The organism is Neobacillus sp. YX16 (genome assembly GCF_030123505.1).
Classification (GTDB): domain Bacteria; phylum Bacillota; class Bacilli; order Bacillales; family Cytobacillaceae; genus Neobacillus.
This window is the reverse complement of record NZ_CP126115.1, coordinates 3,820,981-3,844,723: the sequence shown is the minus strand read 5'-3', so window position 1 is coordinate 3,844,723 and position 23,743 is coordinate 3,820,981. Positions and strand designations below refer to the sequence as shown.

General features: G+C 36.1%; 26 protein-coding genes and 1 pseudogene. 22 read left to right on the top strand and 5 right to left on the bottom strand.

Features of this window, described 5'->3' with window-relative positions; genetic code table 11:
* Nucleotides 1-25: 25 nt before the first annotated feature.
* Nucleotides 26-1,594 carry a hypothetical protein gene (locus QNH48_RS18780; RefSeq protein WP_283951538.1) on the bottom strand — a complete coding sequence of 523 codons (1,569 nt, stop codon included), beginning with the start codon at nt 1,592-1,594 and terminating at the stop codon, nt 26-28.
* 200 nt (nt 1,595-1,794) lie between these two features.
* Here QNH48_RS18780 and QNH48_RS18775 point away from each other — a divergent pair, with 200 nt between their 5' ends.
* The 3 genes and pseudogenes from QNH48_RS18775 (at nt 1,795) to QNH48_RS18765 (ending at nt 3,076) form a co-directional block, all read left to right on the top strand.
* On the top strand, nt 1,795-2,538 hold the full coding sequence (locus QNH48_RS18775) for a DUF2161 domain-containing phosphodiesterase (RefSeq protein WP_283951537.1): 744 nt from the start codon (nt 1,795-1,797) through the stop codon (nt 2,536-2,538).
* Nucleotides 2,535-2,684: pseudogene (locus tag QNH48_RS18770) on the top strand (LytTR family transcriptional regulator); the annotation flags it as partial. The gene QNH48_RS18775 and the pseudogene QNH48_RS18770, both read left to right, overlap by 4 nt.
* 191 nt (nt 2,685-2,875) lie before the next feature.
* Nucleotides 2,876-3,076: a cold-shock protein gene (locus QNH48_RS18765; protein ID WP_026568674.1), complete on the top strand. Its 201-nt coding sequence runs from the start codon at nt 2,876-2,878 to the stop codon at nt 3,074-3,076.
* A 428-nt stretch (nt 3,077-3,504) separates the two neighbouring features.
* Here the strand turns inward: QNH48_RS18765 and QNH48_RS18760 are convergent, their stop codons facing one another.
* Nucleotides 3,505-3,795 (bottom strand): hypothetical protein, encoded by a 291-nt coding sequence (locus QNH48_RS18760; RefSeq protein WP_283951536.1) that lies wholly within the window; start codon nt 3,793-3,795, stop codon nt 3,505-3,507.
* 202 nt (nt 3,796-3,997) lie between these two features.
* Here QNH48_RS18760 and QNH48_RS18755 point away from each other — a divergent pair, with 202 nt between their 5' ends.
* From QNH48_RS18755 to QNH48_RS18740, 4 genes are all read left to right on the top strand, one after another.
* On the top strand, nt 3,998-5,158 hold the full coding sequence (locus QNH48_RS18755) for a DUF3800 domain-containing protein (RefSeq protein ID WP_283951535.1): 1,161 nt from the start codon (nt 3,998-4,000) through the stop codon (nt 5,156-5,158).
* Nucleotides 5,159-5,170: 12 nt separating this feature from the next.
* Nucleotides 5,171-5,716 (top strand): GNAT family N-acetyltransferase, encoded by a 546-nt coding sequence (locus QNH48_RS18750; protein WP_283951534.1) that lies wholly within the window; start codon nt 5,171-5,173, stop codon nt 5,714-5,716.
* Nucleotides 5,717-5,832: 116 nt separating this feature from the next.
* Nucleotides 5,833-6,621 carry a hypothetical protein gene (locus tag QNH48_RS18745; protein WP_283951533.1) on the top strand — a complete coding sequence of 263 codons (789 nt, stop codon included), beginning with the start codon at nt 5,833-5,835 and terminating at the stop codon, nt 6,619-6,621.
* Nucleotides 6,622-6,626: 5 nt separating this feature from the next.
* A complete protein-coding gene (locus tag QNH48_RS18740) occupies nt 6,627-7,085 on the top strand; it encodes a hypothetical protein (RefSeq protein WP_283951532.1) in 459 nt (152 codons plus the stop codon).
* 58 nt (nt 7,086-7,143) lie between these two features.
* On the opposite strand, the gene QNH48_RS18735 is transcribed toward QNH48_RS18740, so the two are convergent.
* Nucleotides 7,144-8,070, bottom strand: coding sequence for a DMT family transporter (locus QNH48_RS18735; protein WP_283951531.1), 927 nt, complete (start codon nt 8,068-8,070; stop codon nt 7,144-7,146).
* Nucleotides 8,071-8,222: 152 nt separating this feature from the next.
* Between QNH48_RS18735 and QNH48_RS18730 the strand changes: the two genes are divergently transcribed.
* The 5 genes from QNH48_RS18730 to QNH48_RS18710 all read left to right on the top strand — a co-directional run bounded on the left by QNH48_RS18730 (nt 8,223) and on the right by QNH48_RS18710 (nt 12,543).
* Nucleotides 8,223-9,764: a spore germination protein gene (locus QNH48_RS18730; protein ID WP_283951530.1), complete on the top strand. Its 1,542-nt coding sequence runs from the start codon at nt 8,223-8,225 to the stop codon at nt 9,762-9,764.
* A gap of 6 nt (nt 9,765-9,770) precedes the next feature.
* Nucleotides 9,771-10,880 carry a GerAB/ArcD/ProY family transporter gene (locus QNH48_RS18725; protein WP_283951529.1) on the top strand — a complete coding sequence of 370 codons (1,110 nt, stop codon included), beginning with the start codon at nt 9,771-9,773 and terminating at the stop codon, nt 10,878-10,880.
* A complete protein-coding gene (locus QNH48_RS18720) occupies nt 10,855-12,102 on the top strand; it encodes a Ger(x)C family spore germination protein (protein WP_283951528.1) in 1,248 nt (415 codons plus the stop codon). The genes QNH48_RS18725 and QNH48_RS18720 overlap by 26 nt, the downstream gene beginning before the upstream one ends.
* A 1-nt stretch (nt 12,103) precedes the next feature.
* Nucleotides 12,104-12,268, top strand: a complete 165-nt coding sequence (locus tag QNH48_RS18715; RefSeq protein ID WP_283951527.1) for a hypothetical protein — start codon at nt 12,104-12,106, stop codon at nt 12,266-12,268.
* Between the two features lie 98 nt (nt 12,269-12,366).
* Nucleotides 12,367-12,543, top strand: a complete 177-nt coding sequence (locus tag QNH48_RS18710; protein WP_221826204.1) for a DUF2187 family protein — start codon at nt 12,367-12,369, stop codon at nt 12,541-12,543.
* A gap of 76 nt (nt 12,544-12,619) precedes the next feature.
* Here the strand turns inward: QNH48_RS18710 and QNH48_RS18705 are convergent, their stop codons facing one another.
* Complete coding sequence (locus QNH48_RS18705; RefSeq protein ID WP_283951526.1) at nt 12,620-12,808, bottom strand: hypothetical protein; 189 nt, start codon at nt 12,806-12,808, stop codon at nt 12,620-12,622.
* Nucleotides 12,809-12,965: 157 nt separating this feature from the next.
* Here QNH48_RS18705 and QNH48_RS18700 point away from each other — a divergent pair, with 157 nt between their 5' ends.
* The 6 genes from QNH48_RS18700 to QNH48_RS18675 all read left to right on the top strand — a co-directional run bounded on the left by QNH48_RS18700 (nt 12,966) and on the right by QNH48_RS18675 (nt 19,604).
* Nucleotides 12,966-13,121: a hypothetical protein gene (locus QNH48_RS18700; RefSeq protein WP_165978996.1), complete on the top strand. Its 156-nt coding sequence runs from the start codon at nt 12,966-12,968 to the stop codon at nt 13,119-13,121.
* A 309-nt stretch (nt 13,122-13,430) separates the two neighbouring features.
* Nucleotides 13,431-14,561 (top strand): GerAB/ArcD/ProY family transporter, encoded by a 1,131-nt coding sequence (locus QNH48_RS18695; protein ID WP_283951525.1) that lies wholly within the window; start codon nt 13,431-13,433, stop codon nt 14,559-14,561.
* Nucleotides 14,527-15,987 carry a spore germination protein gene (locus QNH48_RS18690; protein WP_283951524.1) on the top strand — a complete coding sequence of 487 codons (1,461 nt, stop codon included), beginning with the start codon at nt 14,527-14,529 and terminating at the stop codon, nt 15,985-15,987. The genes QNH48_RS18695 and QNH48_RS18690 overlap by 35 nt, the downstream gene beginning before the upstream one ends.
* Nucleotides 15,984-17,141, top strand: coding sequence for a Ger(x)C family spore germination protein (locus QNH48_RS18685; RefSeq protein ID WP_283951523.1), 1,158 nt, complete (start codon nt 15,984-15,986; stop codon nt 17,139-17,141). The genes QNH48_RS18690 and QNH48_RS18685 overlap by 4 nt, the downstream gene beginning before the upstream one ends.
* A 151-nt stretch (nt 17,142-17,292) precedes the next feature.
* The gene (locus QNH48_RS18680; protein ID WP_283955820.1) at nt 17,293-18,408 is read left to right on the top strand and encodes a cysteine desulfurase family protein; all 1,116 of its coding nucleotides are present in this window, start codon (nt 17,293-17,295) and stop codon (nt 18,406-18,408) included.
* Between the two features lie 137 nt (nt 18,409-18,545).
* Nucleotides 18,546-19,604, top strand: coding sequence for an LLM class flavin-dependent oxidoreductase (locus tag QNH48_RS18675; protein ID WP_283951522.1), 1,059 nt, complete (start codon nt 18,546-18,548; stop codon nt 19,602-19,604).
* A gap of 170 nt (nt 19,605-19,774) precedes the next feature.
* Here QNH48_RS18675 and QNH48_RS18670 read toward each other — a convergent pair whose 3' ends face one another.
* Nucleotides 19,775-20,449 (bottom strand): SDR family oxidoreductase, encoded by a 675-nt coding sequence (locus tag QNH48_RS18670; protein ID WP_283955819.1) that lies wholly within the window; start codon nt 20,447-20,449, stop codon nt 19,775-19,777.
* A gap of 345 nt (nt 20,450-20,794) precedes the next feature.
* Here QNH48_RS18670 and QNH48_RS18665 point away from each other — a divergent pair, with 345 nt between their 5' ends.
* From QNH48_RS18665 to QNH48_RS18650, 4 genes are all read left to right on the top strand, one after another.
* A complete protein-coding gene (locus QNH48_RS18665; protein ID WP_283951521.1) occupies nt 20,795-20,956 on the top strand; it encodes a hypothetical protein in 162 nt (53 codons plus the stop codon).
* Nucleotides 20,957-21,204: 248 nt separating this feature from the next.
* A complete protein-coding gene (locus QNH48_RS18660; protein WP_481858506.1) occupies nt 21,205-21,954 on the top strand; it encodes a class I SAM-dependent methyltransferase in 750 nt (249 codons plus the stop codon).
* Between the two features lie 179 nt (nt 21,955-22,133).
* On the top strand, nt 22,134-22,661 hold the full coding sequence (locus QNH48_RS18655; RefSeq protein ID WP_283951520.1) for a PHP domain-containing protein: 528 nt from the start codon (nt 22,134-22,136) through the stop codon (nt 22,659-22,661).
* A gap of 39 nt (nt 22,662-22,700) precedes the next feature.
* Nucleotides 22,701-23,672 carry a CehA/McbA family metallohydrolase domain-containing protein gene (locus QNH48_RS18650; protein ID WP_283951519.1) on the top strand — a complete coding sequence of 324 codons (972 nt, stop codon included), beginning with the start codon at nt 22,701-22,703 and terminating at the stop codon, nt 23,670-23,672.
* Nucleotides 23,673-23,743: the final 71 nt, after the last annotated feature.

Here is a 23,743-nt window from a genome sequence, read left to right as displayed (position 1 = left end):
ATTTAGAAATGGGGAGTTTATTATGCTATATGATATAAGGACCGAAGAATATTGTTAATAGTAAAATGTGAATACCAACAAAATACATAATTCTAACTGTACCGGTCCAATGATTTACTTTTCTCGTATGAATCGTTAACCAAAAAGCAATGATTGCGAATAAGATCATGTAAAAATACGAACTGCCGGTAAAGGTTAAGTAATTCGGTGCGTTTGTATAAATGTTATCCATAAAAAACCGATCTTTCCAAATGACCGCTGCAATAGCGTAAAGCCCAATTCCTGTATAAAAGTACCAAGACGGGTCACGATCAGCGATTCTATTTCTGAAAATATACATAAACACAATGAAAAGAATGGGCCAAATAAACCAAATAATTGAAAAGGCAATCCCAAAAAATGACGAAGTTACCATGCCCAGTGTTTTTCCAAGTGCATGCAGCCAATCGTCTTGTGTGAACTCAATTAATCTACTTATTGCATCCTTATTAGATGATGATATTTTTATTTTATGTCCATCACCATCCAAATCCACCCATGCAATGGAATCTTCATTCATCCACTGCGGATTAGTTGAAATTTCTGGAGTATTGCTGAGTCTCTCTGTTTTCGTTCTGCCTTTTTCGTTTATATCAGCTGTATAGATATTAAAGGTTGAACTATCATTGAATTGAGTTTCTGTTCGCCCATTCGCATGAAATAATATAGTTGGTTTGTCATTTTTTAATTTAAGAACGACATCTGAAACCTCGGTCAGGTTTTTTGTACCGGCTGGGTCTTGAAAATGTAATTCAAATAGCGGTGGCGTATCCTGGATAGTAATCATTGTTTGTATAAAATAATTGAAAAACTCTGGATTTCCTTGTGTGGATTGCAGCTCTTCCTGAAGTAAAAGTGCTAAGGTTTGATTTTCCATTGCAAAGGAGATATCGTTAACAACTTTTCCAGGGTCAACCTTTAATCTTGTTTGATAAACCGTATTTATTTTTCCGTTATTTAATTGGTGCAGCGTAAGATCGACTCCGTTTGGATCCGATGCATAAGCTAGTATATTTACTCCCTCTTCGTTTTCCTGCGGAATAATATTCAGTTTCTTTAAATCAACATCCATAATCTTTTCGGATTTCTTACTATCCGGTGAAAGCTGATAGAGTTCGTTTTCTTTTACATAAAGAATCATGTTTTCGAGAGGATAGAACTTCTCCACATTAGTGATGATGGTATTCTTATCTTGATCATAAATATTTTTAAAATCAAAGTAAATGATTGAATCAGCTTGCTGATACACTTGTGTCCATTTATCTACTGGAATATCGTACGTATTCTGATCTTTAACCTTGTAGTCTTTTCCAAGTGTTGTAGTGGCTAATTTTCCATCTTCAAATCTAGTAAAAACAAATTCTCCATCCTCTGTCACTTTGACTGGAGGCAGTTTGTTTAGATCGGATACGCCAACTGTTAAGGCTCTGCTCCAATCTGAGGAAGGCGGTTCTGTCACTTTAGCAAAGTTTTCATAAAATAATAATAGCAATCCGAAAATAAGGATGACCCCAGGTATTACCCAATATAGCTTTGTTAAGAATTTATCTTTCATTTTTATCCCCCAGTAACACTCAAATTCTCTATTTATTTTAACAAAAATAATAGTAACATAATTCTGACAGAATAGGCTATTTCAAATACAATTCACTTGTTAAAAATTGTTATATAACTAATTCCTTTAAAAATCTAAGTTAAACCGCTAACCTTTTCATGTTAAGATTACTAGGAGAAAAAGATCATTAGGAGATACAAATGAAAGAGAAGAAAAAACTACAAGAGATAGATTTATATAAACCGATACAGAGGTATTTTTCACGGGAAGGCTATGAGGTTTATGGTGAAGTAAAGGACTGTGATATGGTCGCAGTTAAAGAGGATGAACTGGTCATTATTGAATTAAAGCTCACATTAAGTGTAGATCTTCTTATTCAAGCAGCCAAACGGCAAAAGTTAACAAATCAGGTATATATAGCGATTCCTAAACCTAAGGTTCGGATGAATTCTAAGCAATGGGCAGATAAATGTCATTTAATAAAAAGACTAGAACTAGGTTTGATTGTAGTTTCCTTTCCAGGAAATCGCTCAAGTGTAGATATACTCATCCACCCAACTCCCTTTAATCCTAAAAAAGGCACCGCTAGAAACAAGATGAAGAGAGATGCCATTTTGAAAGAAATTAACGGCCGCAGTGCCGATTTCAATGTTGGCGGCAGCAGTCGAACGAAAATTATGACTGCCTACAAAGAAAATTGCATTCAAATTGCTTGTTTCCTAGATAAAATGGGACCGTTATCCCCGAAGGCATTAAAAGATCTGGGAGCAGGTGATAAAATACCCTCTATCTTGACGAAAAACTATTATGGATGGTTTGATAGGATTAAGAGGGGAACCTACATCCTTAATGAAAAAGGAAAACTTGAGATGCAGGAGTTTCAGGATCTAATAAAGTATTATTTAGAAAAACTAGAAATAAGGGACGGGGGAGAGTCCAATTGAAGAGTATTACAGTTGTTTCACTGCTAGATGTCATTAGTGAATTATTTTCAGAGGAAATTTCGATTGCGGTATCGGATACCAGTGAGTATATTTATTATCGTCCTAGTAAAAGGGTGAATTTGAAAATCCGGCGAGGGCCCCATGTTATTAAATATACTTGAAATGGTTTAAAAAAGATTTCTGATATTAATTTGCATTAATAGGAAATCTCTGTTATAGTAAAGAAGAATTATTTTTGTCTGTCAGTTGGATTAAAAAGTTTTCAAACTTTACGTCTAAAGAACTGAGCAAGGATAGTAACACAATGTGTGCACAGCACACGAGGAGGAAACAACAAATGGAACAAGGTAAAGTAAAATGGTTTAATGCAGAAAAAGGTTTCGGATTCATCGAAAGAGAAGCAGGAGACGATGTATTCGTACATTTCTCAGCTATCCAAAGCGAAGGTTTCAAAACTTTAGACGAAGGTCAAGCAGTTACTTTTGAAGTAGAACAAGGTCAACGTGGACCCCAAGCTACTAACGTTCGTAAAGCATAATTAGAACCGACATATATAAAAAGACTCTCATTTGAGAGTCTTTTTTCGTTGTATTAGGGGGTATTCGTGCCCGTGAATGAGCAAAGAAAGGGTTATCGGTAACGAGTAGGAGCTAATCGTGCCCGTAAACGAGGAAAAGAAGGGTTATCGGTAACGAGTAGGAGCTAATCGTGCCCGTGAGCGAGGAAAAGTAGGGTTATCGGTAACGAATAAAAGCTAATCTTACGCTTTAACAAGGAAAGGTAGAGTCAGAGGTAAGGAATAAAATTCAATAAGGCCCAAGCTTTATTCAAAATGTTCACAAAGCTAAAAAAAACCCTGCTCAGTAATTGAGCAAGGCGGGTAATCGAAAAACGTAAAACGTAAAGCAAATGGTAGACACAGTATAGCACACAATCAACGCAATCCCTAATTATTTTTGAAAATAATTAAAAAACTGCCCATTTAACGTTTTCCAGCCGCTTTTTCAACCTGGCTTGATGTTTGGCATCTGCTTTTCCATCAACATGGCGTGTGCTATCTCCAAAATAAACATCAAAGTGTCCAGTAATGCCATTATTTGCGATATACTCACGTTCATGAGGCATAAAACTCATGCTAGCTGCTATTTTTCTCCCATCGCTTTCGAGGATTACCGCTCTTGGTGTCCAGGAAAATCCTCCCCAAATACTTTTGGCAATGTTGGAATCATTCATCGTAACCGTCTCACTGTCATTCAACTTGTGTAAGATTCTCCTTTCGATAATAAACAAATTTTAACCTTAGTATTCTTCAAGAAAACGATAATATGAGGTTGTTTTTACAATAGGTACTATAGTCCCAGAGGATATTTTAAGGAAAAAAATCATATTTAAAAGGTTTAAAGGATTTTTTGTTGAAATAAGTATAGTAAGTTTTTCCATTGGTGAGGTGGGATAAAAATTGAATGATATCCAATATGCTTTTATAAATGAATTTGGCCATTATGGATTCGATTTTGATCAACCAGAGACTTCGACCCACTTTATAATCGTTTCTATCTTAGTAAAAGGTTCTGATAAAGAAATCCTCGAGCAAGAAGTAGAAAAAATTAAATTAAAACACTTACAAAAAAGTGAAGTAGACGATGATCTTCGAATGGAAATCCTACAGGATTTAAAGGATTTACCCTTTAAAGTGTATGCGTATGTCATTGATAAACGGAAAATTAGGGAAGACAGCGGCGTTACATATGAAAAGACGTTTATTAAATTTTTTAATCGTAAGATTTTTGATGATTTATATCGTACCTTCGACATCCTTGATCTTGTCGCTGATGAACAGGGATCGAAGGAGTTTATGCAGGAATTTATCGCTTACGTAAAACAGAGGTGCATCCCGGACTTATTTAATTATTCCACCTTTGGTTTTAACAATAGCCACTCCGAAATTCTTCTTGAATTGGCAGAGTTTATTGCTGGGACAATAGCAAAAGGGTATGACGGAAAACATCACTCTAAACAGTATCCATCGTTTTATAAACTTTTGAAAAACAAAATCATCACCATAAATCTGTGGCCGCATGATTATAAGCACTATCTCTTTGACTACCATTTTGAAAAAACGGATTCAGAAACCGATCAGATTATCATAAAACAAGCTGTTAATTTAGCTTATCAATACATTGAGGAACATAGGAAGAGTGAAGAAGAGGATGAAAGAGTCCGGATTGATTTATTGAAGTTTCTATTATTCAATTTGAAAGAAAATCCAGATGAATATGTATATACCGAAGAAATTCTCGATAATCTTAATGCCATCAGAATCAATAAAATCAAACAGCATTATTTTCGCTCAAACATTGTTTCGAAGCTGCGTGATCAGGGATTATTAATAGCCTCCAGCAATAAAGGCTATAAACTGCCCGTTTGTTTAAATGATTTATATGATTTTGTTAATCTATCGAGTCTAACCATCCATCCGATGATTCAAAGAGTTGCCAAGGCCAGGGACCAAATCTTGCTCGCAACAAACAGGGAAATAGACATTCTCGAAAAATCAGAATATGAATACTTAAAAAGAATGATTGAAATGGAAAAGACAACGTTATCGAATGGCAAATAAGGGGAAATGGAAATGTTTTCATACAGAGTAGATGAAGAAATATCGATAGAATTATTACAGCAGCATCATAAGGAAGAGTTATATGATTTAATCGAATCAAATCGTGAACATCTTCGGGAATGGCTGCTATGGGTAGATAAACGGAAATCAGCAGATGATTTCGAGCCAATCATTCCGATTTGGATAAGAAATTATGGTGATAATAATGGCTTTGACGCTGGTATAAGATTCAATGGAAAATTAGTTGGGATGGTTGGACTTCATTACATTGACTGGAAAAATAGCTCAACAAGTATTGGTTATTTCTTGTCGGAAGAAGCGCAAGGAAACGGCATTATCACAAGGGCAATATCTTCGTTATTAAAGTATTTATTCGAAACACTAAAGATTAATAGAGTCGAAATCCAAGTCGCTGTAAACAATCATAAAAGTATTGCTATACCTGAGCGATTAGGTTTTGTTAATGAAGGAATTAGACGAGACGGGCAATGGCTATACGACCATTATGAAGACCTTGTTACTTATAGTTTGCTTGCAAAAGAGTGGAATAATAAATAATTAAAAAACTCGTTCACCGCACCGTGAATGAGTTTTTTATATTTGCTATTATAGGATAATAAAAATCTTTTTTGGAAAACTATTGGAAATTAATTGGGTTCTGTAGGTGGCTATTAATGGACAATTTTTCAAACGACAACACTGCCAGACGATACAAAGCACATGTTAGCATTTTAGGCATTTCTCACATTCACTTACGAAACCCTTATATTATTGCTTGGTGGTCCGCTGCGTTTCCAGGATTCGGACATATGCTTTTGTCCAAGTACCTTAGAGGGTATGTACTATTTATTTGGGAAGTTATTGTGAATATTAAGGCTCATGTTAATCTAGCAATGATTTACTCTTTTCAAGGAAATATTGATTTGGCGAAGGAAGTTTTAGACACAAGATGGCTTTTAATGTATATTCCAGTTTACCTTTTTACCATATGGGATAGTTATCGAACAACGGTTGATATGAACAAAATTTATCTTTTAGCAGAAAGTGAGGATCACAGTTTTAATACCTTCAGCCTAGGAGCAGTTGAAATAAATTACCTTGATAAAAGAAATCCTGTTATTGCTGTGGTATGGTCGTTATTCATGCCTGGTCTTGGTCAGCTATATGTAAATAGAATTATGACAGCTTTTTTCGTTATCTTTTGGGTGGTCGTATTCTTTTATTTTTCGCATGCCCAGGAGGCCGTTTCCCTCTTGTTTTTAGGTAAAGTAGGGCAGGCCACCATTGTGTTAAATCCTGAATGGCTCTTATTCCTTCCATCACATTATGGTTTTGCAGCTTTTGATGCTTACATGAGTGCAATCGAAAGTAATAAACTCTACAAAGAAGTACAAATGAAATATTTAAAAAAGAATTACCAAGCAATAGGTTTTCGACTACTAAAAGGACAAAAGGTGACGTGATCCGTTTGCAGTTCTTTTCCACTTTTGAAAGTAACGCTTTTTTAGAAATAGCTATTTCACAATTGGAGAAAAAGGGGATTAAAAAAGAAGCTATATTTGCGATTCCACTAGATAATAGAACAGAGGGACGCAAGGTTTTTGATTCCACACATCATTCAGACGGTACTTCATTTAGTGATATAGGGATGGCCCTAGCAACTGCCTTTTCGGTAATTGGTGCTAGTATCGGATTTAAATTAGCTTGGGGTCCAATTTACTGGGGACTTATTGGTGCCTTTATCGGATTTGTACTAGGATTGGCAATTAGGCTTTTCACTGAAACAGTTTTAAAGAAGAAAAAACGAGTTTTAAAGGGGAAGCATTCAGAGGTTATTCTCATTATTGATTGTGAAGAAACACAAGCTGAGTTAGTCGAGAATATACTTTGGAACTATTTTGCATTAGGAGTAGCAAAAGTAAATTGAAAAAGCACCACTTTTGAATCGTGGTGCTTTTCTTCAACGAAGAGGATATTGAAAACTCTTAACAATCTGCAACGTTCACGTTTGATACTTTTCTAGTAAATAACTTCGTATTTGTTCCAATATAGACTCCAGTTAATACAAATGCAGCCCCGATTCCATGAGCCCAGGTGAAGGTTTCCCCTAGATAGATGGTAGCCATCAATACAGCCGATACCGGCATGACATTAATAAAAATAGAAGCTTTGGCGGCACCAACCTCTTTAATTCCGTAATAATACATGATGAAGGAAACGACGGTTACAAAAATACTCATATGGGCTATCGCAACCCAGGTCGAAACATTGGCCTGCGCAATATCCTGCCAGGACGTTTCAACAAAAGCAAACGGTGCTAAAAATACCGTACCAAACGCAACTGCGTAAGTAGTGGATTCCACGGCACTATATTTTTTCAAAACCACTTTACCAACCACACTGTATAAAGCCCAGCTAATGACGGCACCAAGTAAAACGAAATCAATCGTTTCAAATCCTAATTGAAACAATGTTAGGATATGACCATCTGTGATAATAAAGGCAGCTCCCGATAGGGCAATTACCATGCCAATAATATGATTCTTCGTGATTTTTTCTTTTAAAAATAACCCAGATAACAGAACAATTAATACCGGGTTTGAGGCAATAAACAGTGAACTCTTAATCACTGGTGCCTGTTTGGTAGCGATAAAAAAACAGATATTATAGAGTGCGATACCGGTTAAGCCAAGAACTGCAAATAATCCATAATCCTTGAGTGTTGGTTTCTTTCGGTTTTTTTCCATAATCCACATAAGTGGAAATAAAAGAACTGCAGCACCTAAAAATCGTAAAAATGCTACCGTTGCCGGTTCAAAGCTTTGAACCGCAATTTTACCAGCAATAAAGGCACTTCCCCAGGTAGCCGTCGCAATAAACAACATACTGTAAATCAACCATTTCTTTTTCATACCAATCCCCTAATTCATAAACTGTAATAACTTGTATTTTACCATTTTTTTCGAATTACGAAATAAAAATTTTTAAAATTTTCACTAAGTTCCTATACATACATAAAACTCCTAGTAATGGAAAACGATATAAAAACTGGGAGGGGTGTACGATGAGAAAGAAAATCTCCAAGTTGTTGTTGAAAAGTCTCACTACAGAACCAGAATATAAGGAAAAATCCAATACAGAGGAAATTGAATTAAAAAAACAAGATATAAGCAGCGACTATGAACAAAATTTAGCGACATTCAAGACAATTTTTAGTGTGCCTTTAAATACGGATGTTAAGGTACGTGAGTTTATCATCCGTTCACTAAATCGCCGTGCCTTTATTTTTTTCGTAAGTACAATGGTTGACCTAGAGCATATTAAAGAAAGCATCATGGAAAAACTATTGGGAAACGAGGAGCCTTCAGCTAAGATTGAAAATATTGTTTCCTACCCAATGGCAAAGACTGCAACCAATATAGGAGAAATAACTGAATTCATTTCGGGTGGAGTCACTGTACTCTTTGTGGAAGGCGATTCTCAATGCTATTTATATGAAACGACCAAAACGCATGGCCGTTCCATTGAAAAATCAGAAAACGAAGTCATTGTAAAAGGGGCAAAAGAAGCTTTTAACGAAAAAGTTGTTGATAATATTGCCTTAATCCGTAAAAAGATTAAAAATGAAAATCTTATCGTTGAGTCAAAGATTATTACAAAACGTTCAAGAAATGATGTATTTCTTGTTTATGAAAAAGACTTAGTGAATGATGAACTACTTCAAACGATAAAAGATAAGTTATCCTCTCTTGATACGGATAAGATTCTCGATTTAAGTATTCTTGAGCAATATCTAGAAGAAAGACCAAGGTCATTATTTCCAACTCTATTATATACCGAACGTCCTGACCGGGCAGCCTCATTCATTGAAGAAGGTCACATCATATTATTAATGTCAAATTCACCAAGCTGTCTGATTCTTCCTGCTACCTTCTGGTCTATGTTCCATTCGCCAGAAGATCATTACTTGCGTACACCCTATGGTAATTTCATTCGGATTTTACGATTCCTTGCTCTGTTTGTTGCCGTTTTTACCTCTCCATTATATATTGCGATTACAAACTTTCATGTCGGCATGATTCCTCCAGATTTGTTAATGGCGATTGCAGGAACAAGGGAGAAAGTGCCCTTTCCATCGATTGTAGAAGTCTTGATGATGGAAATTGCTTTTGAGCTTATTCGTGAAGCGGGTTTACGTGTGCCATCCCCCATAGGTCCAACGATTGGGATTGTCGGTGCGTTAATCTTAGGTCAAGCCGCTGTGCAGGCAAACATCATTAGTCCAATTGTCATCATCGTCATAGCCTTAAGCGGATTGAGCTCATTTATTATCCCGGATGGAAGCTTGAATTTTGCCATTCGCATTACACGATTCTTATTTATTTTTTCAGCTGGCTTTATCGGAATTTATGGAGTGATGGCTATATTAATGGCGGGACTTTTTTATTTATCTTCATTGAAGTCATTTGGCACACCATATTTTGCACCGATGACACCACATTCTTTCTCGTCAAAGGACTTAATAATCCGTCATGTTCCAATGAAAGAAAGGTTCCGCCCAGGATATTTAAAACCAAAGGATATCGTTAAACAGAGAAAGGGATAAAGATATATGAACCAGCACCCTGGAAAACTAGGAATTCGTGAATATGTTTCCATCGCTATCTTAATGGTCGGAGCGAAAGCAACTGAGGATACACCGACCATGCTTTATAATAAGGTACAAAATGCAGCATGGATGCTCCCGCTCCTATCAGCCGGAATCTTTTTTATCCCTCTATACTTATTAATAAAAACAATGGCATTGTATCAAGGGAAAGATTTGTTTTCCGTTATTAAAAAAATACTCGGAAAATATTTTGGTTTTATTGTTTGTTTGGTTATATTTATCCTCAGTTCATTTGGGGTTTCGGCCGGTACCAGAACGTATATTGATATCATTCGAGCGTTTTATTTTACGTCAACACCTAATGTGATTATCTATGCTATTTTAATGATTATCAGTGCATATGGCGCTAAAAAAGGCCTTCAACATATTGGATCGGTATCTTATCTGATTGTTTTCTATGTGCTGGTCTCTTTGTATATTGTCTTTTATCTCAGTATGCAGCATGGCCATATTCAATCCATCTTTCCCATTTGGGGTCCTGGCATGCTTGAAATTTTAAAGCAAGGCCCACAACAACTAACCTTATTTGCTGAGTTTTTTTTATTTGCCATGATTATACCGTACTTCACATCCAACAAAGTTTTCAGTAAAGGAACTTCGATTGCCTATGTTTATGTCAGTATCCAAATTAGCGCCGCAACTTTCCTTTTTATCTGTATGTTCGATACCTCACTAGGTGGAATTGGGTATCCATTCCATACTGCGATTCGTTTTATTTCACTTGGGGAATTTATACCGAATGTCGAAATCATATTTTTCATCATTTGGATTATCAGTGCATTTATTCGGTTTACTGCATTTTTGTATATTAATGCTCTCATGTTTGGTCAACTTTTTAAAATTAAAGACTTTAAATACTTGATTCCATCACTTGCAACGATTTATTTATTGATTGGAATCATTCCCGAATCACCCATGGATGCCGGTCTAGACTTTAAAACTCCTATTACAAATATAGTGGGTCCTACGTTCGCCGTCATTTCGATTCTTTTATGGCTGGTTGCATTGATAAAAGGAGAATTTAAACATGCCAAAAACAAAAACAGCATGTAGATTATTGTTTTTTTTCGTCATGATTTTCGTTTTAACAGGCTGTTGGGATCGTGAAGAAATTGAAGATAAATCCTATGTCATTGGGCTGGGACTTGATCGTTCTAGTAAGGAGGGTAAAATTAAAGTCACCATGTTACTAGCCAATCCCGAGGTGGGGAGTATGCAAGGCGGCGGCGGTTCAACAGAAAAACCGCGAGAAATTATCTCTTTCGATGCCAATGATTTCATTGCAGCAAAAGCTACTGCCAATGCAGTCATTTCCCGCAAAGTAAGCTATGAACTATTAAGAATTTTTGTTGTTTCTGAGGACTTTGCAAGAGACAAACTCTTTCCCTCTACTTTCTATGATATTACAAAAGATAAAGAAATCCACCAAAATAGTTTTTTAGCTGTATCGAAAGAAAAGGCAAGCGAGTATTTTATACATAATCGACCCAAAATGGAAACAAGGCCGCATAAATACTATCAATATATGATCAATCATGGAATTGAAAATGGGCTGATTCCGGATTCTACACTCTTTCGTTACCTTCAAACAGCTGAAAGAGGGACAGACCTCTATTTGGCGATGTATACCACAGCCGAAAGGCAAAAGCATCGTGAAATAAAACAGGAAGATGAATACATGGCAGGGGGGCTGGATGCTACAGGTGAACTGGATGACACCCAATTTATTGGATCAGCGGTCTTTAAGAATGGCGTCATGATTGATAAGCTTACCGGTCAAGAAACACGCATTATCAACATCCTAGATGATACAACGAATATTAAAGATATATTAGTGAATTTCCCTGACCCCTTTTCTGACAATAAGAAACAGTTTTCAGCTAGAGTATCGAAAACAAAAAACAATAAAGTTAGGATGAATCTGAAGGGGGCCAAGCCAAAGATTTTCATAACGATACCTTTAGAGTATGAAATTATGTCAAATCCTTCAATGGTTAACTTTTTAAAGGAAAAAAACCGACAAATCTTAAAACAAAATATAGTCAAAGATATCGAGGACTTAAATGAAAAAGTGTTAAAAAAATCACAAACCCAATTAAAAGGTGTACCATACCCTTTATCTTTTTATGCACGAAAATATTTTGGAACGATTCATGAATATAAAAAATTTAATTGGGCTAAATCGTACATAAATGCAGACATTCAGGTTAAAGCAAATGTTAAAATTGTGGATTATGGGAAAGTAATTAAAAAACCGATAAAGGTGGGGGAGTAAGTTGCAAATCCTTATTGGTCTTGCTCTGTTCTCGATTGCGATTTATACCTGTGGTTTTGGTGTAACTTTATGGAAGGAAAAACAAAAAATGAGTGCACTTGCTGTTTTTTTCCTTACAGGTACCATTATCATTCTCCCGTTCTTTTCGATTTTCAAAATATCATAAAAATGGTTTACATTAGTATAATAAACACTACTGTTTAATCACTGGCAAACAAGTATTTTATCTGGTATGATTGGAAAATATATAGTCGAGGTGATAGAATGGCTAATGCAAAAGTTGGCGATAAGATTTCCTTTAAACGAGAGGGGAATTCTTTAGAAGGTGTGGTTACGGGAGTAAGGGAAAATTCTGTAATGGTTCAATACGGTGTTTCAAAAGAAAAGGATGAACCCTTGATCACGATTGTAAATCATAAAAATTACAAAATTACAAAATAAAAAAAATCCCCAAAAAAGATAATCCTCCATCGGTAAAAAAATCCCTTTCATCCAAAGGGATTTTTTCATTTATTCTTTATTCATGATTGCGTTGATCATTGTCATTGCCAGCTAAATTGTTTGCAGCATTTTTTGCAGCATCTACTGCATTCATAGCGACATTCTCAGTGGTTTCCAAGGCACTATGAAGAGTATGAAAGGCAGCACCCGCTGTTTCTTTAATACCTTCTGCAACACTTTTGTTGTTTGGCTTTTGGTTAGACATCCTGTTTCACCTCCTAAACAGATATAGGTTATGTAGTTTAGTTTGCACTATACGGGATGATTGCAAGTAATAAGCATGGGAAAAATATTTCCATTTTGCTAATCCCTCCTATAGGGAATAGTAAAGTTGAAAATACAATGTATTAGGAGGTATTAAGATGGAAGAAATGAAAAAAATGGAGAAGTTGCTTCGGGATTATGGTTATCCAGAAAAAGCAATTCCACGTTTAATGAGAGAAATAAGTTCAATGAACTATGATAAGGTGAAAAAGCTAATCCTGCCATATAACGATATGACAGCTGGAAGATCGTAATGAAATTCATGAATTAATCATAATAATATTATGTAAACTAAAAAAGAGCCAACATCATACCGGCCTTAAGTCAGCGAATACAAAAACTGAGTAGGCTTATCGAAATTTAGATTCCATTTTGGAAGATTGGTTCAAAAGTTAAATTTCAGAATTAAAGCCAGTTTCCTTTGAACTGGCTTGTTTATATAATGCCTGCTCCGGATTACATAACTTATGCAAAGACGCTACTATGGACTCATACCAGTAAAAACATATATTTCAAATTTTTGGTGAATAATAGTAGCAATATGATGAAATTCGGTGGTCTTCATGCAAAGTTTAATAAAAATCTTAGTTCCACGGCAATTATTTTTAATGCTGATACTTTCGACAGGATTGCTAAATCATGTCATCCTGATTCCCAATCTTCTTAAGGCAGCAGGCAGGGATAGTTGGTTAAGTGTAATTATTGCGTATCCTATTTCCCTTTTATTTCTTTGGCTAATCTATTTTATTGTTAAAAATTGTCCAAATGAAGGGTTCTTTCATATGGTAAGTCGGCGTTTGGGAAAGAGTGTATCTATTTTATTATCGATTCCGGTCATACTGTTTTTATTTCTAAGCTCCTATATTACTACAAGGGACTTAATGATATGGTTAAAATCATATTTTCTTGGTGAGACTGGTGTTTTTGTAATTAATTTCATCATCATTTTGGCCTGTTTCTTCGTTACTTTTGCTGGAGTCAAATCAATGGCAATCACTAGCGGGTTATTGCTTCCACTAGTGATGTTATTAGGAATATTTATCGCACTTACAAATACTACAGTTAAGGATCCGAGTCTCTTATTTCCTATAGTGGCGAATGGGTATGTTCCTGTTTTGAAAGGTATAATCTATGTATTATCCGGACTTCTTGAAATTTACATAGTGATATTGTTGCAGCCATTCTCTCAGGAACAAATAAAATTTAAGCATTTGTTTATTTTATTGACCGCCTTAACAGGCTTGATTTTTGGACCACTTTCTGCAGCAATCATGGAGTTTGGACCAACTGAAGCCGTCCATTTCATGTATCCTGCATATGAACAGTGGCGTGTATTAAGCATTGGGGAGTATATTTCTCATTTGGATTTTTTCGCTTTATATCAATGGCTTGCTGGTGCTTTAATTCGTATCGGTTTATTCATGTATCTTTTAGGCACATTTTTCTCCAAGAAAATGAAACATTACAGACTCAATCCGAAACTAGTTGGTGTCATCTATCTTATATTATTCGGACTGATGTTAATAAAAGTAGAATCTTATTATTTTTATTTTGCCATCTATAAATATTTTTTACCTGCCTGTATCGTATTTTTCCTTCTTCAAATCCTGTTATCAGCATTGATTGTTTCAGTTTTAAAGAAAAGGGATGAAAAACAACATGGGAAAAATAATGAGCTCGAACCCCCTACGTAATGGAAGGTATAAAGAAAAAGCCGAAGCATTAAAAAAGCGATTTATTAAAAGTGATGACCTGCTTAGTAAAGTGCACCAATCTGATAAGGAACCTTTTGAAATGATTTTTTTTGAAAGCTTAATTGAAAGTCACTATTTAGATCAATATATTTTGCCAAAACTTGGAGTGCATGAAAAAGGAACTGTAGAATATAAGCTTAAATCTTTCTTTCAAGCAGAGGAGGTTATCTCTAAATCATTAGACGAATTATCTGATTTGCTGTTTGACGGGAACGTACTATTTGTATTGGGTAATGCACTCTTAAGTTTAAAGGCAGGTGACTTACCCAAACGGGCGCCTGAAGAATCAGCTCTTGAGACATCTATTAGAGGTCCAAAGGATGGATTTGTAGAGGATTTAAAAACCAATATCTCCTTAATACGCAGAAGGCTTAGTACCTCATCATTATGTTTAGAGAAATATACGATTGGTAAAAGAAGCAGGACAAAAGTGGCACTCATCTATATTGAAGATTTAATTGACCAGAGAGTTCTAGATGAAATCCATACAAGATTAGATAAAGTTGAACTAGATATTTTGACTAGCATTTATGAGCTTGAAGCGTACGTCAGAGACAGGCCGTATTCCGTTTTCCCAAGTATGGACTATACCGGGAGACCAGACTTTATTGTTCAAGCGCTGAATCAAGGTCGATTTGCACTCTTGGTTGATGGTAATCCCACTGTCATTTTTGCTCCAATTAACTTATTATTGCAGACCAAGTCACCTGAGGACACCTACATCAGTTATGCATACGTTTCATTAGAAAGAATCATCAGGATGTTAGGTTTAATTATTTCTGCTTTTTTACCTGGGGCTTGGATTGCCTTTTCTGCTTTTAATATAGAACAAGTTCCATATTTACTTGTTGCGACCATTTCTGTCTCTCGTTTTGGACTGCCCTTATCTACTCCTATAGAAATGTTTATTGTTCTTTTTTTGTTTGAACTATTTAATGAAGCGGGCGTACGTCTGCCAAGAGCCATTGGTCAAACCGTAGCTGTGTTAGGAGGGTTAATTGTAGGGGACGCAGCCATACGTGCTGGCTTAACCTCTCCAACGATGCTAGTAGTGGCTGCTATTACCTATATATCTTCTTTTACCTTAGTGAATCAAAACTTAAGCACAGCCATTACAATCCTACGATTCGTTATAATTTTATTGAGTACTTTTTTTGGATTGTTTGGCGTCATTATTGGTTTTATACTAACCGTTTTTTATTTTTCTACTGTTACTTCCTTTGGTGTACCATATATAGGTTCACTTGCACCTATTAGTTTTAGTGAATTTATCAAAGATTTTTTCATGGCTCCACGTCAATTCTATAAATCGCGAACAACTATGACAAGTCCAAAGGATCCAACAAGGGGTGGCGATCAGTCATGAGAAGGAAGTTGGTTCTTACCTTTATCATTGGATGTATAATGCTTACTGGTTGTTCGGGTTTAAAAAATATTCAAGATTTAACGTATATAGTGGCAATCGGACTGGATTATGATGAAGAAAAGCAGGAATATACCGCCTATCTTCAGGGCTTAAATTTTGCTAACGTAGCAAAGCAAGAGGGAGCTAAACCGATTGAACCCATCCCGATTTTTATCGCTTCAGCCTCTGGAGAAACGCTTAATTTAGCAGTAAGTAAGCTATATAAAAAGTCGGAGCCTCCTATTTTTTTCGGCCACGTAGAGACACTTGTCTTGAGTAAAAGAGTCGTCAAACACCGCTTCCGGGAAGTAATTGAGGAAGTAGGCAGAAATCGGTCATTACGGCACACGATGCGCGTAATAACAACCGAAGAAAAGCTACGAGATATTTTTAATATCAAAGCATTATTTAATTATCCAGCTGTTTATACGGTTCTCTATAAAAAAAATACAGACGATGTATTTCAGGATGAAATAAAGCCAGTTAAGTTAATGCATTTTTTAAGAGAATTTTATGAGCCAATGGGTATAGCGAAACTGCCTTCTGTAAAAATTGATCATGATAGCTGGAAGGCTGATAAAAACTATCCAGTGTTATATTTTGATGGATTTGCTATTTTTCAAAAGCAAAAGTTTATGAATGACCTCTCGATGAATGACGCTGTTTATATTAATTGGCTTAAAGAAAAGCGTGTTTCTATAGACCAAAGAATCGAAGAAGATGAACAGCTTGTAGCTGCAATGAAGTTAAGCTCGCCAAAAATGAAGATTAAATACGTAAAGGGAGAGACATCTCCAAAGTTTTCAATAGAAATTTTTGCACAAGCTGATTTGCTAGAAAAGATAAAAGATATTCCCATTAAGAACTTAATTAAATTAATAGAAGAAGATATTAAAACGAAAGTATTGAGAATCTATAATGAGGGTGTAGAAAAAAATACAGATGTATTAAACGTGGGTGAAAAATGGTATCGAGAACACCCGCAGCAGTACAAAAAGTTAATGAAAACATCAAACTTTTATTTAGATAAAAATTCCTTGAAAAACGTAAAGGTGGACGTTCAGATATTTCATTTTAATTCCTATAAATATGAACAGAAAAGCTTTGATAAATAGGAGAAGTAAACAGGCCAGTTTCATAAGTGACTGGCTTTTTGTAATAAAAGGATTAAAAACAAGGTAAAATTAGAACTATTAAAACAATAATTTAGTACAATTAGAAATAACTAGATGAATGGTATATATTTTGAAAGGAATGGATGATCAATTGCAAAAAATTTACCTAGATTACAATGCAAGCACCCCTTTAGCACTTGAAGTGGTTGATGCGATGCAACCGCTGTTGAATGATTACTATGGTAATCCGTCCGCATTCCATTGGGCGGGAAAACCAGTTAAAGAGCTATTACATAAAGCTAGAAAACAAGTTTCGGAGTTAATAGGCTGCTCTTTAAGTGAGATTATTTTTACCTCAGGTGGGAGTGAAGCCAATAATCTTGCTCTAAAAGGTTTCTATTTTAAAAATCATTATAAAGGTAACCACATCATTACCTCTAAAATTGAGCACCCTGCCATAATGAATCCCAGCAGGTTCCTTGAAAAAATTGGGGCGAGGGTAACATATGTTGGTGTTGACCAATTTGGGAGAGTTTCTCCTGAAGAAATAGAAAGGGCAATCACCAAAGATACGATTCTCATAACAATCATGCATTCTAATAATGAAACAGGTACCTTACAGCCAATAAAGGAAATTGGGGATATAGCTGAAAAGTACGGAATTACTTTTCATACAGATGCTTCACAATCAGTCGGTAAGGTTCCAGTCGATGTGAATGATTTAAAGGTGGATATGCTAACGATTGCTGGGCATAAATTGTATGCTCCTAAAGGGATTGGAGCATTATTCATACGAAATGGTGTAGTGCTTGAACCGCTTATTCATGGTGCTGGACATGAAAATGGATTACGTGCTGGGACGGAAAATACATTATTAGCGGTTGGATTAGGAAAGGCATGTGAAATCGCTAGTCTACAAATTAGTCATTCCAAGCAAAGGGAATTAACGAATTATTTTTGGAGGCAATTAAAGGCTGAGTTTGATGACATGGTTGTCTTAAATGGACATCCTGAAGAAAGGTTACCCAATACCTTGAATGTGAGTTTTGTTAGAAGGATTGGTCAAGACTTACTAGATAAAATACCGGATCTAGCCGCCTCTACCGGTTCTGCCTGTCACGCAGGAAGCATTGAATTATCACCAGTCCTAAAGGAAATGAATGTACCCGAAGAAATTGGGATGGGTGCGATTCGATTTAGTTTAGGCAGGTATACTACGAAGGATGAAATAGATACCGTCATTAAAGGGTTTAAAGCGATTTTTTAACAAGTTTAGAATGACAAGCAAGCATATTCAATCCCTTTAGGCTCAATTATTTTGTCTATTGGTTCTATCTTGTTAAGATAGAATAATGATATAAACAATATTTTACTAACTAGTATACATAAATAGGGGGCAATTTTGTGGAAATTGGGTTAAGCACGTTTGTAGAAACAACACCGGATGTTGAGACCGGTAAAGTCATAAGTCATGCACAACGGATACGTGAAGTGGTGGAGGAAATCGTATTAGCCGATAAGGTAGGACTCGATGTCTTTGGAGTAGGGGAGCATCATCGCGAAGACTACGCTGCGTCATCTCCTGCTGTCTTGCTGGCTGCCGCGGCGTCACAAACAAGCAGAATTCGTTTGACCAGTGCGGTTACGGTTCTTTCTTCTGACGATCCAGTAAGGGTTTTTCAAGATTTTGCAACGCTCGACGCGATCTCAAATGGGCGTGCAGAAATCATGGCTGGCCGGGGATCCTTCATCGAATCCTTTCCGTTGTTTGGATACGATTTAAAGGACTATGATCAGTTATTTGAAGAGAAGCTCGATTTACTTTTAAAAATAACCAAGTCAGAAAAGGTAAATTGGCAAGGTGAATATCGACAAGCTATCAATAATTTGGGTGTATATCCAAGACCGGTTCAGGATCCACTGCCAGTGTGGATAGGAAGTGGCGGTAATCAGGAATCTGTCATTCGTGCAGGCTTGCTTGGATTGCCACTTGTGCTAGCAATCATTGGTGGAAGTCCACAGCATTTTGCACCACTTGTGCAGCTCTATAAAAAAGCAGCGGAACACGCGGGTCATGATGCTTCAAAACTGCCAATTGCCTCGCATTCACATGGGTTTGTTGGCGAAAGTACAGAAGAAGCGGCGGCGAAGTTTTTCCCTTCAACTCAACAGGCGATGAATAAATTAGGACGTGAGCGTGGATGGGGAAGATATGACCAAAACACCTTTGACTCAGCTCGTAGTTTACACGGTGCTTTATATGTTGGGGATCCGCAAACGGTTGCCGAAAAAATTATTAATCTGCGAAAAAATGTTGGAATTACTCGTTTTATGCTCCACTGCCCAGTTGGCACCATGCCACATGAAGATGTCATGAGATCAATCGAATTGCTAGGAAAAGAAGTAGCACCGATTGTTCGAGAAGAAGTGACTAAGTGGGAAAAGGAAAACGAAGGAAAATAGGGATTTTTCGCAAAAATCAGCCAAGAGCAATGGGTGGGTAACAATAGCGGTTGGATTGTTACCCAATTTCAGAATGATACATAGATACAGGCACAATCCGAGGCGAATTGTGCCTGAAAAATCGGATAGAGCAATGATTCGGTAATAATCATAATTATTTGTGATCCACTTTATTTCCCCTTATTTCTCAGATATTCTTCAAATGTTATTTTTCCTACTTTTTGATGTTCATTTGTATTTTTCCCCTCTAAGAAAGACTTAAATAGTTTTCCTGGAAAAGAGAGATTTACTACGTTATTTGATTCATTATTTACCTTTATTTTCAAGTCTGCCATTTCTTTTAATGTTAGTATTTCTGGTCCACCGAAGTCATCAGCTATTCCTTGAGGACCATCGTCGATTATTTTAATTAAATGAATGGAAAATTCCACCACATCCACACTTTGAAATCTAAGGTTTCCAGGTACAAAATAATTTTTAAAAAAAGGTTTGGATAAAAGTAAATTTTCTACAAAACTATGAAATTGGGTTGCACGTATGATTGTGTGTGGGACAGAACTATTTTTTAACAATTCTTCTGCCTGGTATTTATGCATGTAATATTTCATAGGAATATCTTCAATTCCTACAATGGATGGATAAATGAAATGTTTAATGTGCTGGCACATGTTCAAAAATTCACCAAATCCTGATACATCAATAATCTTTGAATCTTTCCTTGGACTTGTTGCAGCATGAATAATGACATCCACATCGTGTATGGCTGTTTCTAATCCTTCACCCGTCAAAAAATCACTATAAACCCAATCAAAATTTAAGTTGTCAGGTTTTCTTCTTGAGGTTATTTTGACTTCATAGTTCGTATTTTTCAGTTGCTTTACAAAGCTGAACCTAACTGACCCGTTGCACCAGTTACTAGTACCTTCAACTTAATCCCTCCAAGAATCGTCTTTTATCATCAATTTCTAATATTCATTAATATTCGAAAATATTCAAAGAACTATTTTGTAAGGGAAGACACATTCTAGCTAGTAACCCTTTAATAAACCATTTATTTATCTGAAAAAGATTTTATTGACTGGTGGAATTACATATACCAATATATAAATAATAATGTTATATTTTCCATTATTGTGGAAAAATAGGACAGTAGGAAAGTAGAGTTAATTCTATTATGTGGGGGAACAAATATGGGATTCTGGAACACAGTAGGTAAAATTGCATCTACCTTAATGGAAGAAGGAACAAAGAAACAAGCAGAAATGCAAAAAAAAGCAGGTAATCAAATAAGTGATTATGAGAGAAAAGTGACAAAAGCTCAAAATATCCAATCCATCGCTTTATATAAATAAACCTGGACTGTATATGTTAAAAGTTAATTGAAGGGTTATGAAGGTTGGAAGTGCAATGATTGGTGTTCAAAAAAGAATGCAACAATATTACGGTCTGAATCAAAGCTTTGGACTATCACATATCACTGTTAGAAATATAATTTTACATACCCAACTGAAAGAAGGTATATATTTCCTTCTTTTTTTCTAAAAAAGGATTGTTAAGTTTAATTGTAGAAATAATAATCTTAGGTTATTTTTGGGGAGAGATGGGTTTGGTAGATTATTACGGTGAACTTTGCACAAAAGTATATGAAAGTGATAAATCAATTGCAGGTGAAAAGGAATTGGAGTTTTATCTCTCATTTGTTAAGGATAAAACCATGAAAGTGTTAGAACCAATGTGTGGAAATGGGAGAATGCTGATCCCTTTTATGGAAAAGGGTATAGATATTGAGGGATTCGATATTTCAGAAGAAATGCTAAAGGTATGTATGCAAAAAGCGGCGCAATTGAACCTGACGCCAACCGTTTTCTGTGAGAAAATAGAAGACTTTAAATCTGATAAAAAGTTTGATTTGATCTTAATTCCATTTGGTTCGTTTTCTTTACTATCTGATGAGTTAGCTGATCGTGGTCTCGATAATTTGAAAGCAGTGTTAAAGGGTGAGGGAAAAATATTATTAACAACCATTACTAGGTATAACGGGATAGAAGATATACCTGAGTGGGTGGAAACGAACAGGAAACAATTCAACCAGGAGACCATTGTTGAATATAAAAAGGTTCATTTTGATGAGACTAATAATTTGTTGAAAATGCAGTTGAAATATGAGTCATATCAAGGAGAAAAGCTTGAAAAAACAGAAGTCATGTACTTTCCTATGCGACTTTATATTCCAGGGGAATTTGAGAGTATACTTAAAGCCAAAGGATTTCAGAATATTGTAATACATGAAGTAAAGGATGGGTATGGACAGGGAAGTTTATTTCGTGTATTTGAGTGTACAAAATATTAGAACAAAAGGACATTTTCCAAACTTGGAGGATGTCCTTTTTTAGCATAGGATAATAGACCTAGTTATATTGTAGGAAAATTCTGAATTCACATAAAATTTACCATTTATTCACTATCCTCTTACATTCCTAATCTATGATTATCACTGTTATAGAAATCTATTAGGGGAGGAACAAAAACATGAAGTCTCGTATTAAAAAGAAGGCCATTCCATTCATCGCAACCACTGTTCTTGCAACTACCGCTTTTACCACTCAGACCTTATTCAATGAGGGAAGTAATCAAAAGGCGGAAGCACAATCCTTCTCAAAAGAAGAAGTGAAAAAGAAGGACGCCACATGGCTGGCAGGAGATCACCACATACATAGTGAATGGAGTGTAGGCTGGGATAATTCAACAAATCCACCAACGCCTATCCGCGCTGGGGACGCAATTTATCCAACCGTAAAGAATGCAGAAAATGCGAAGAAGTATGGACTTGATTGGATGGTTACAACGGATCACGGTGGTCCTAACCATTCGAAAGTAAATTTAGAACAAGCCTACCCAGAATTATTAAAATCTCGTCAAGCTGTTCCTGAAGTTCTTCAGTTTTACGGAATGGAGTTTGATACACCAGCAGCTGACCATAGCTCCTTAATCATTCCAAAAAGTGATAACGAATCTACAACATTATATGAAATAGAAAGTCAGTTTAATAAACGGTAACCATTCCCTAATGATGGTAGTCGTGATACGGAAGAAACGATGATCCAAGCACTTAACTACATGAAAGGCTTGGACGAGCTTCCAATTGTTATTGCACATCACCCTTCACGTTCAGCAACTGGTATGGGTGTTTGGGGTCAAGATACTCCACAGGAATTCCGTAATTGGAACGATACCGCACCAAATATTGCGATTGGAATGGAAGGTGCTCCAGGTCACCAAGCAACTTCTATTAATAAAGATGGTTCTAATGATCCTAACGGTGCTCGTGGTTCATACGGCAACGTAAACGCACCGACAATGGGTGGATTTGACCAAATGACAGCTAAAGTTGGCGGTTTATGGGATTCTATGCTAGGTGAAGGTAGACATTGGTGGATTACAGCAACATCTGATTCACATGTTAACTGGCGCGATGGCGGCGGCGATTTCTGGCCAGGTGAATATTCGAAAACGTATGTAAAATCTGTGAAAGACTATGAAAATATTATGGAAAACCTACGTAATGGGCATGTATTCGTTACGACTGGGGACCTAATTAGCGAGTTAGACGTAAAAGTTCAAGCAGGAGGAAAATCTCCATTACATGCAGTTGCAAAAGGTAATTCAGCGTCTATCGGTGAAACTCTAACACTATCAGGTAAGAAAAAAGATGTGACTGTAACCATTCGCCTGAAAGATCCGAAGGCAGCAAACGCCAATGGTGATAAGCCAAATGTAAAACGTGTTGACATAATTATGGGTGAAGTAAATGGTAAGGTTGAAGACAAAACCACTGCAGAAAATATAACATCAAAAGTTGTGGAGCGTTTCACAGAAAAGGACTGGAAACAGGACGGCGAATACATCACCATTACCTATACGTTAAAAGATGTAGATAAAGATAGTTATATTCGTTTACGCGGAACAAACACAGACCAATTAGAGCCAGTTGCAGATCCTAGAGGTGAGGATCCATGGACAGATTTATGGTTCTACTCAAACCCTATTTTCATAAAGTCGAGTAAGTAAAGTAACAGAGGCGAGGGGCATAAAAACTCCTCGCTTTCCCTTTTAAAAATACAGAAATGGACGTGGATGAT

Bases quoted from the DNA above. Each gene is read 5' to 3' on its own strand.
- QNH48_RS18780 (WP_283951538.1), bottom strand. From the start codon at position 1,594: ATGAAAGATAAATTCTTAACAAAGCTATATTGGGTAATACCTGGGGTC.
- QNH48_RS18775 (WP_283951537.1), top strand. From the start codon at position 1,795: ATGAAAGAGAAGAAAAAACTACAAGAGATAGATTTATATAAACCGATA.
- QNH48_RS18765 (WP_026568674.1), top strand. From the start codon at position 2,876: ATGGAACAAGGTAAAGTAAAATGGTTTAATGCAGAAAAAGGTTTCGGA.
- QNH48_RS18750 (WP_283951534.1), top strand. From the start codon at position 5,171: ATGTTTTCATACAGAGTAGATGAAGAAATATCGATAGAATTATTACAG.
- QNH48_RS18745 (WP_283951533.1), top strand. From the start codon at position 5,833: ATGGACAATTTTTCAAACGACAACACTGCCAGACGATACAAAGCACAT.
- QNH48_RS18735 (WP_283951531.1), bottom strand. From the start codon at position 8,070: ATGAAAAAGAAATGGTTGATTTACAGTATGTTGTTTATTGCGACGGCT.
- QNH48_RS18730 (WP_283951530.1), top strand. From the start codon at position 8,223: ATGAGAAAGAAAATCTCCAAGTTGTTGTTGAAAAGTCTCACTACAGAA.
- QNH48_RS18725 (WP_283951529.1), top strand. From the start codon at position 9,771: ATGAACCAGCACCCTGGAAAACTAGGAATTCGTGAATATGTTTCCATC.
- QNH48_RS18720 (WP_283951528.1), top strand. From the start codon at position 10,855: ATGCCAAAAACAAAAACAGCATGTAGATTATTGTTTTTTTTCGTCATG.
- QNH48_RS18710 (WP_221826204.1), top strand. From the start codon at position 12,367: ATGGCTAATGCAAAAGTTGGCGATAAGATTTCCTTTAAACGAGAGGGG.
- QNH48_RS18705 (WP_283951526.1), bottom strand. From the start codon at position 12,808: ATGTCTAACCAAAAGCCAAACAACAAAAGTGTTGCAGAAGGTATTAAA.
- QNH48_RS18700 (WP_165978996.1), top strand. From the start codon at position 12,966: ATGGAAGAAATGAAAAAAATGGAGAAGTTGCTTCGGGATTATGGTTAT.
- QNH48_RS18695 (WP_283951525.1), top strand. From the start codon at position 13,431: ATGCAAAGTTTAATAAAAATCTTAGTTCCACGGCAATTATTTTTAATG.
- QNH48_RS18690 (WP_283951524.1), top strand. From the start codon at position 14,527: ATGGGAAAAATAATGAGCTCGAACCCCCTACGTAATGGAAGGTATAAA.
- QNH48_RS18685 (WP_283951523.1), top strand. From the start codon at position 15,984: ATGAGAAGGAAGTTGGTTCTTACCTTTATCATTGGATGTATAATGCTT.
- QNH48_RS18665 (WP_283951521.1), top strand. From the start codon at position 20,795: ATGGGATTCTGGAACACAGTAGGTAAAATTGCATCTACCTTAATGGAA.
- QNH48_RS18660 (WP_481858506.1), top strand. From the start codon at position 21,205: ATGGGTTTGGTAGATTATTACGGTGAACTTTGCACAAAAGTATATGAA.
- QNH48_RS18655 (WP_283951520.1), top strand. From the start codon at position 22,134: ATGAAGTCTCGTATTAAAAAGAAGGCCATTCCATTCATCGCAACCACT.
- QNH48_RS18650 (WP_283951519.1), top strand. From the start codon at position 22,701: ATGATCCAAGCACTTAACTACATGAAAGGCTTGGACGAGCTTCCAATT.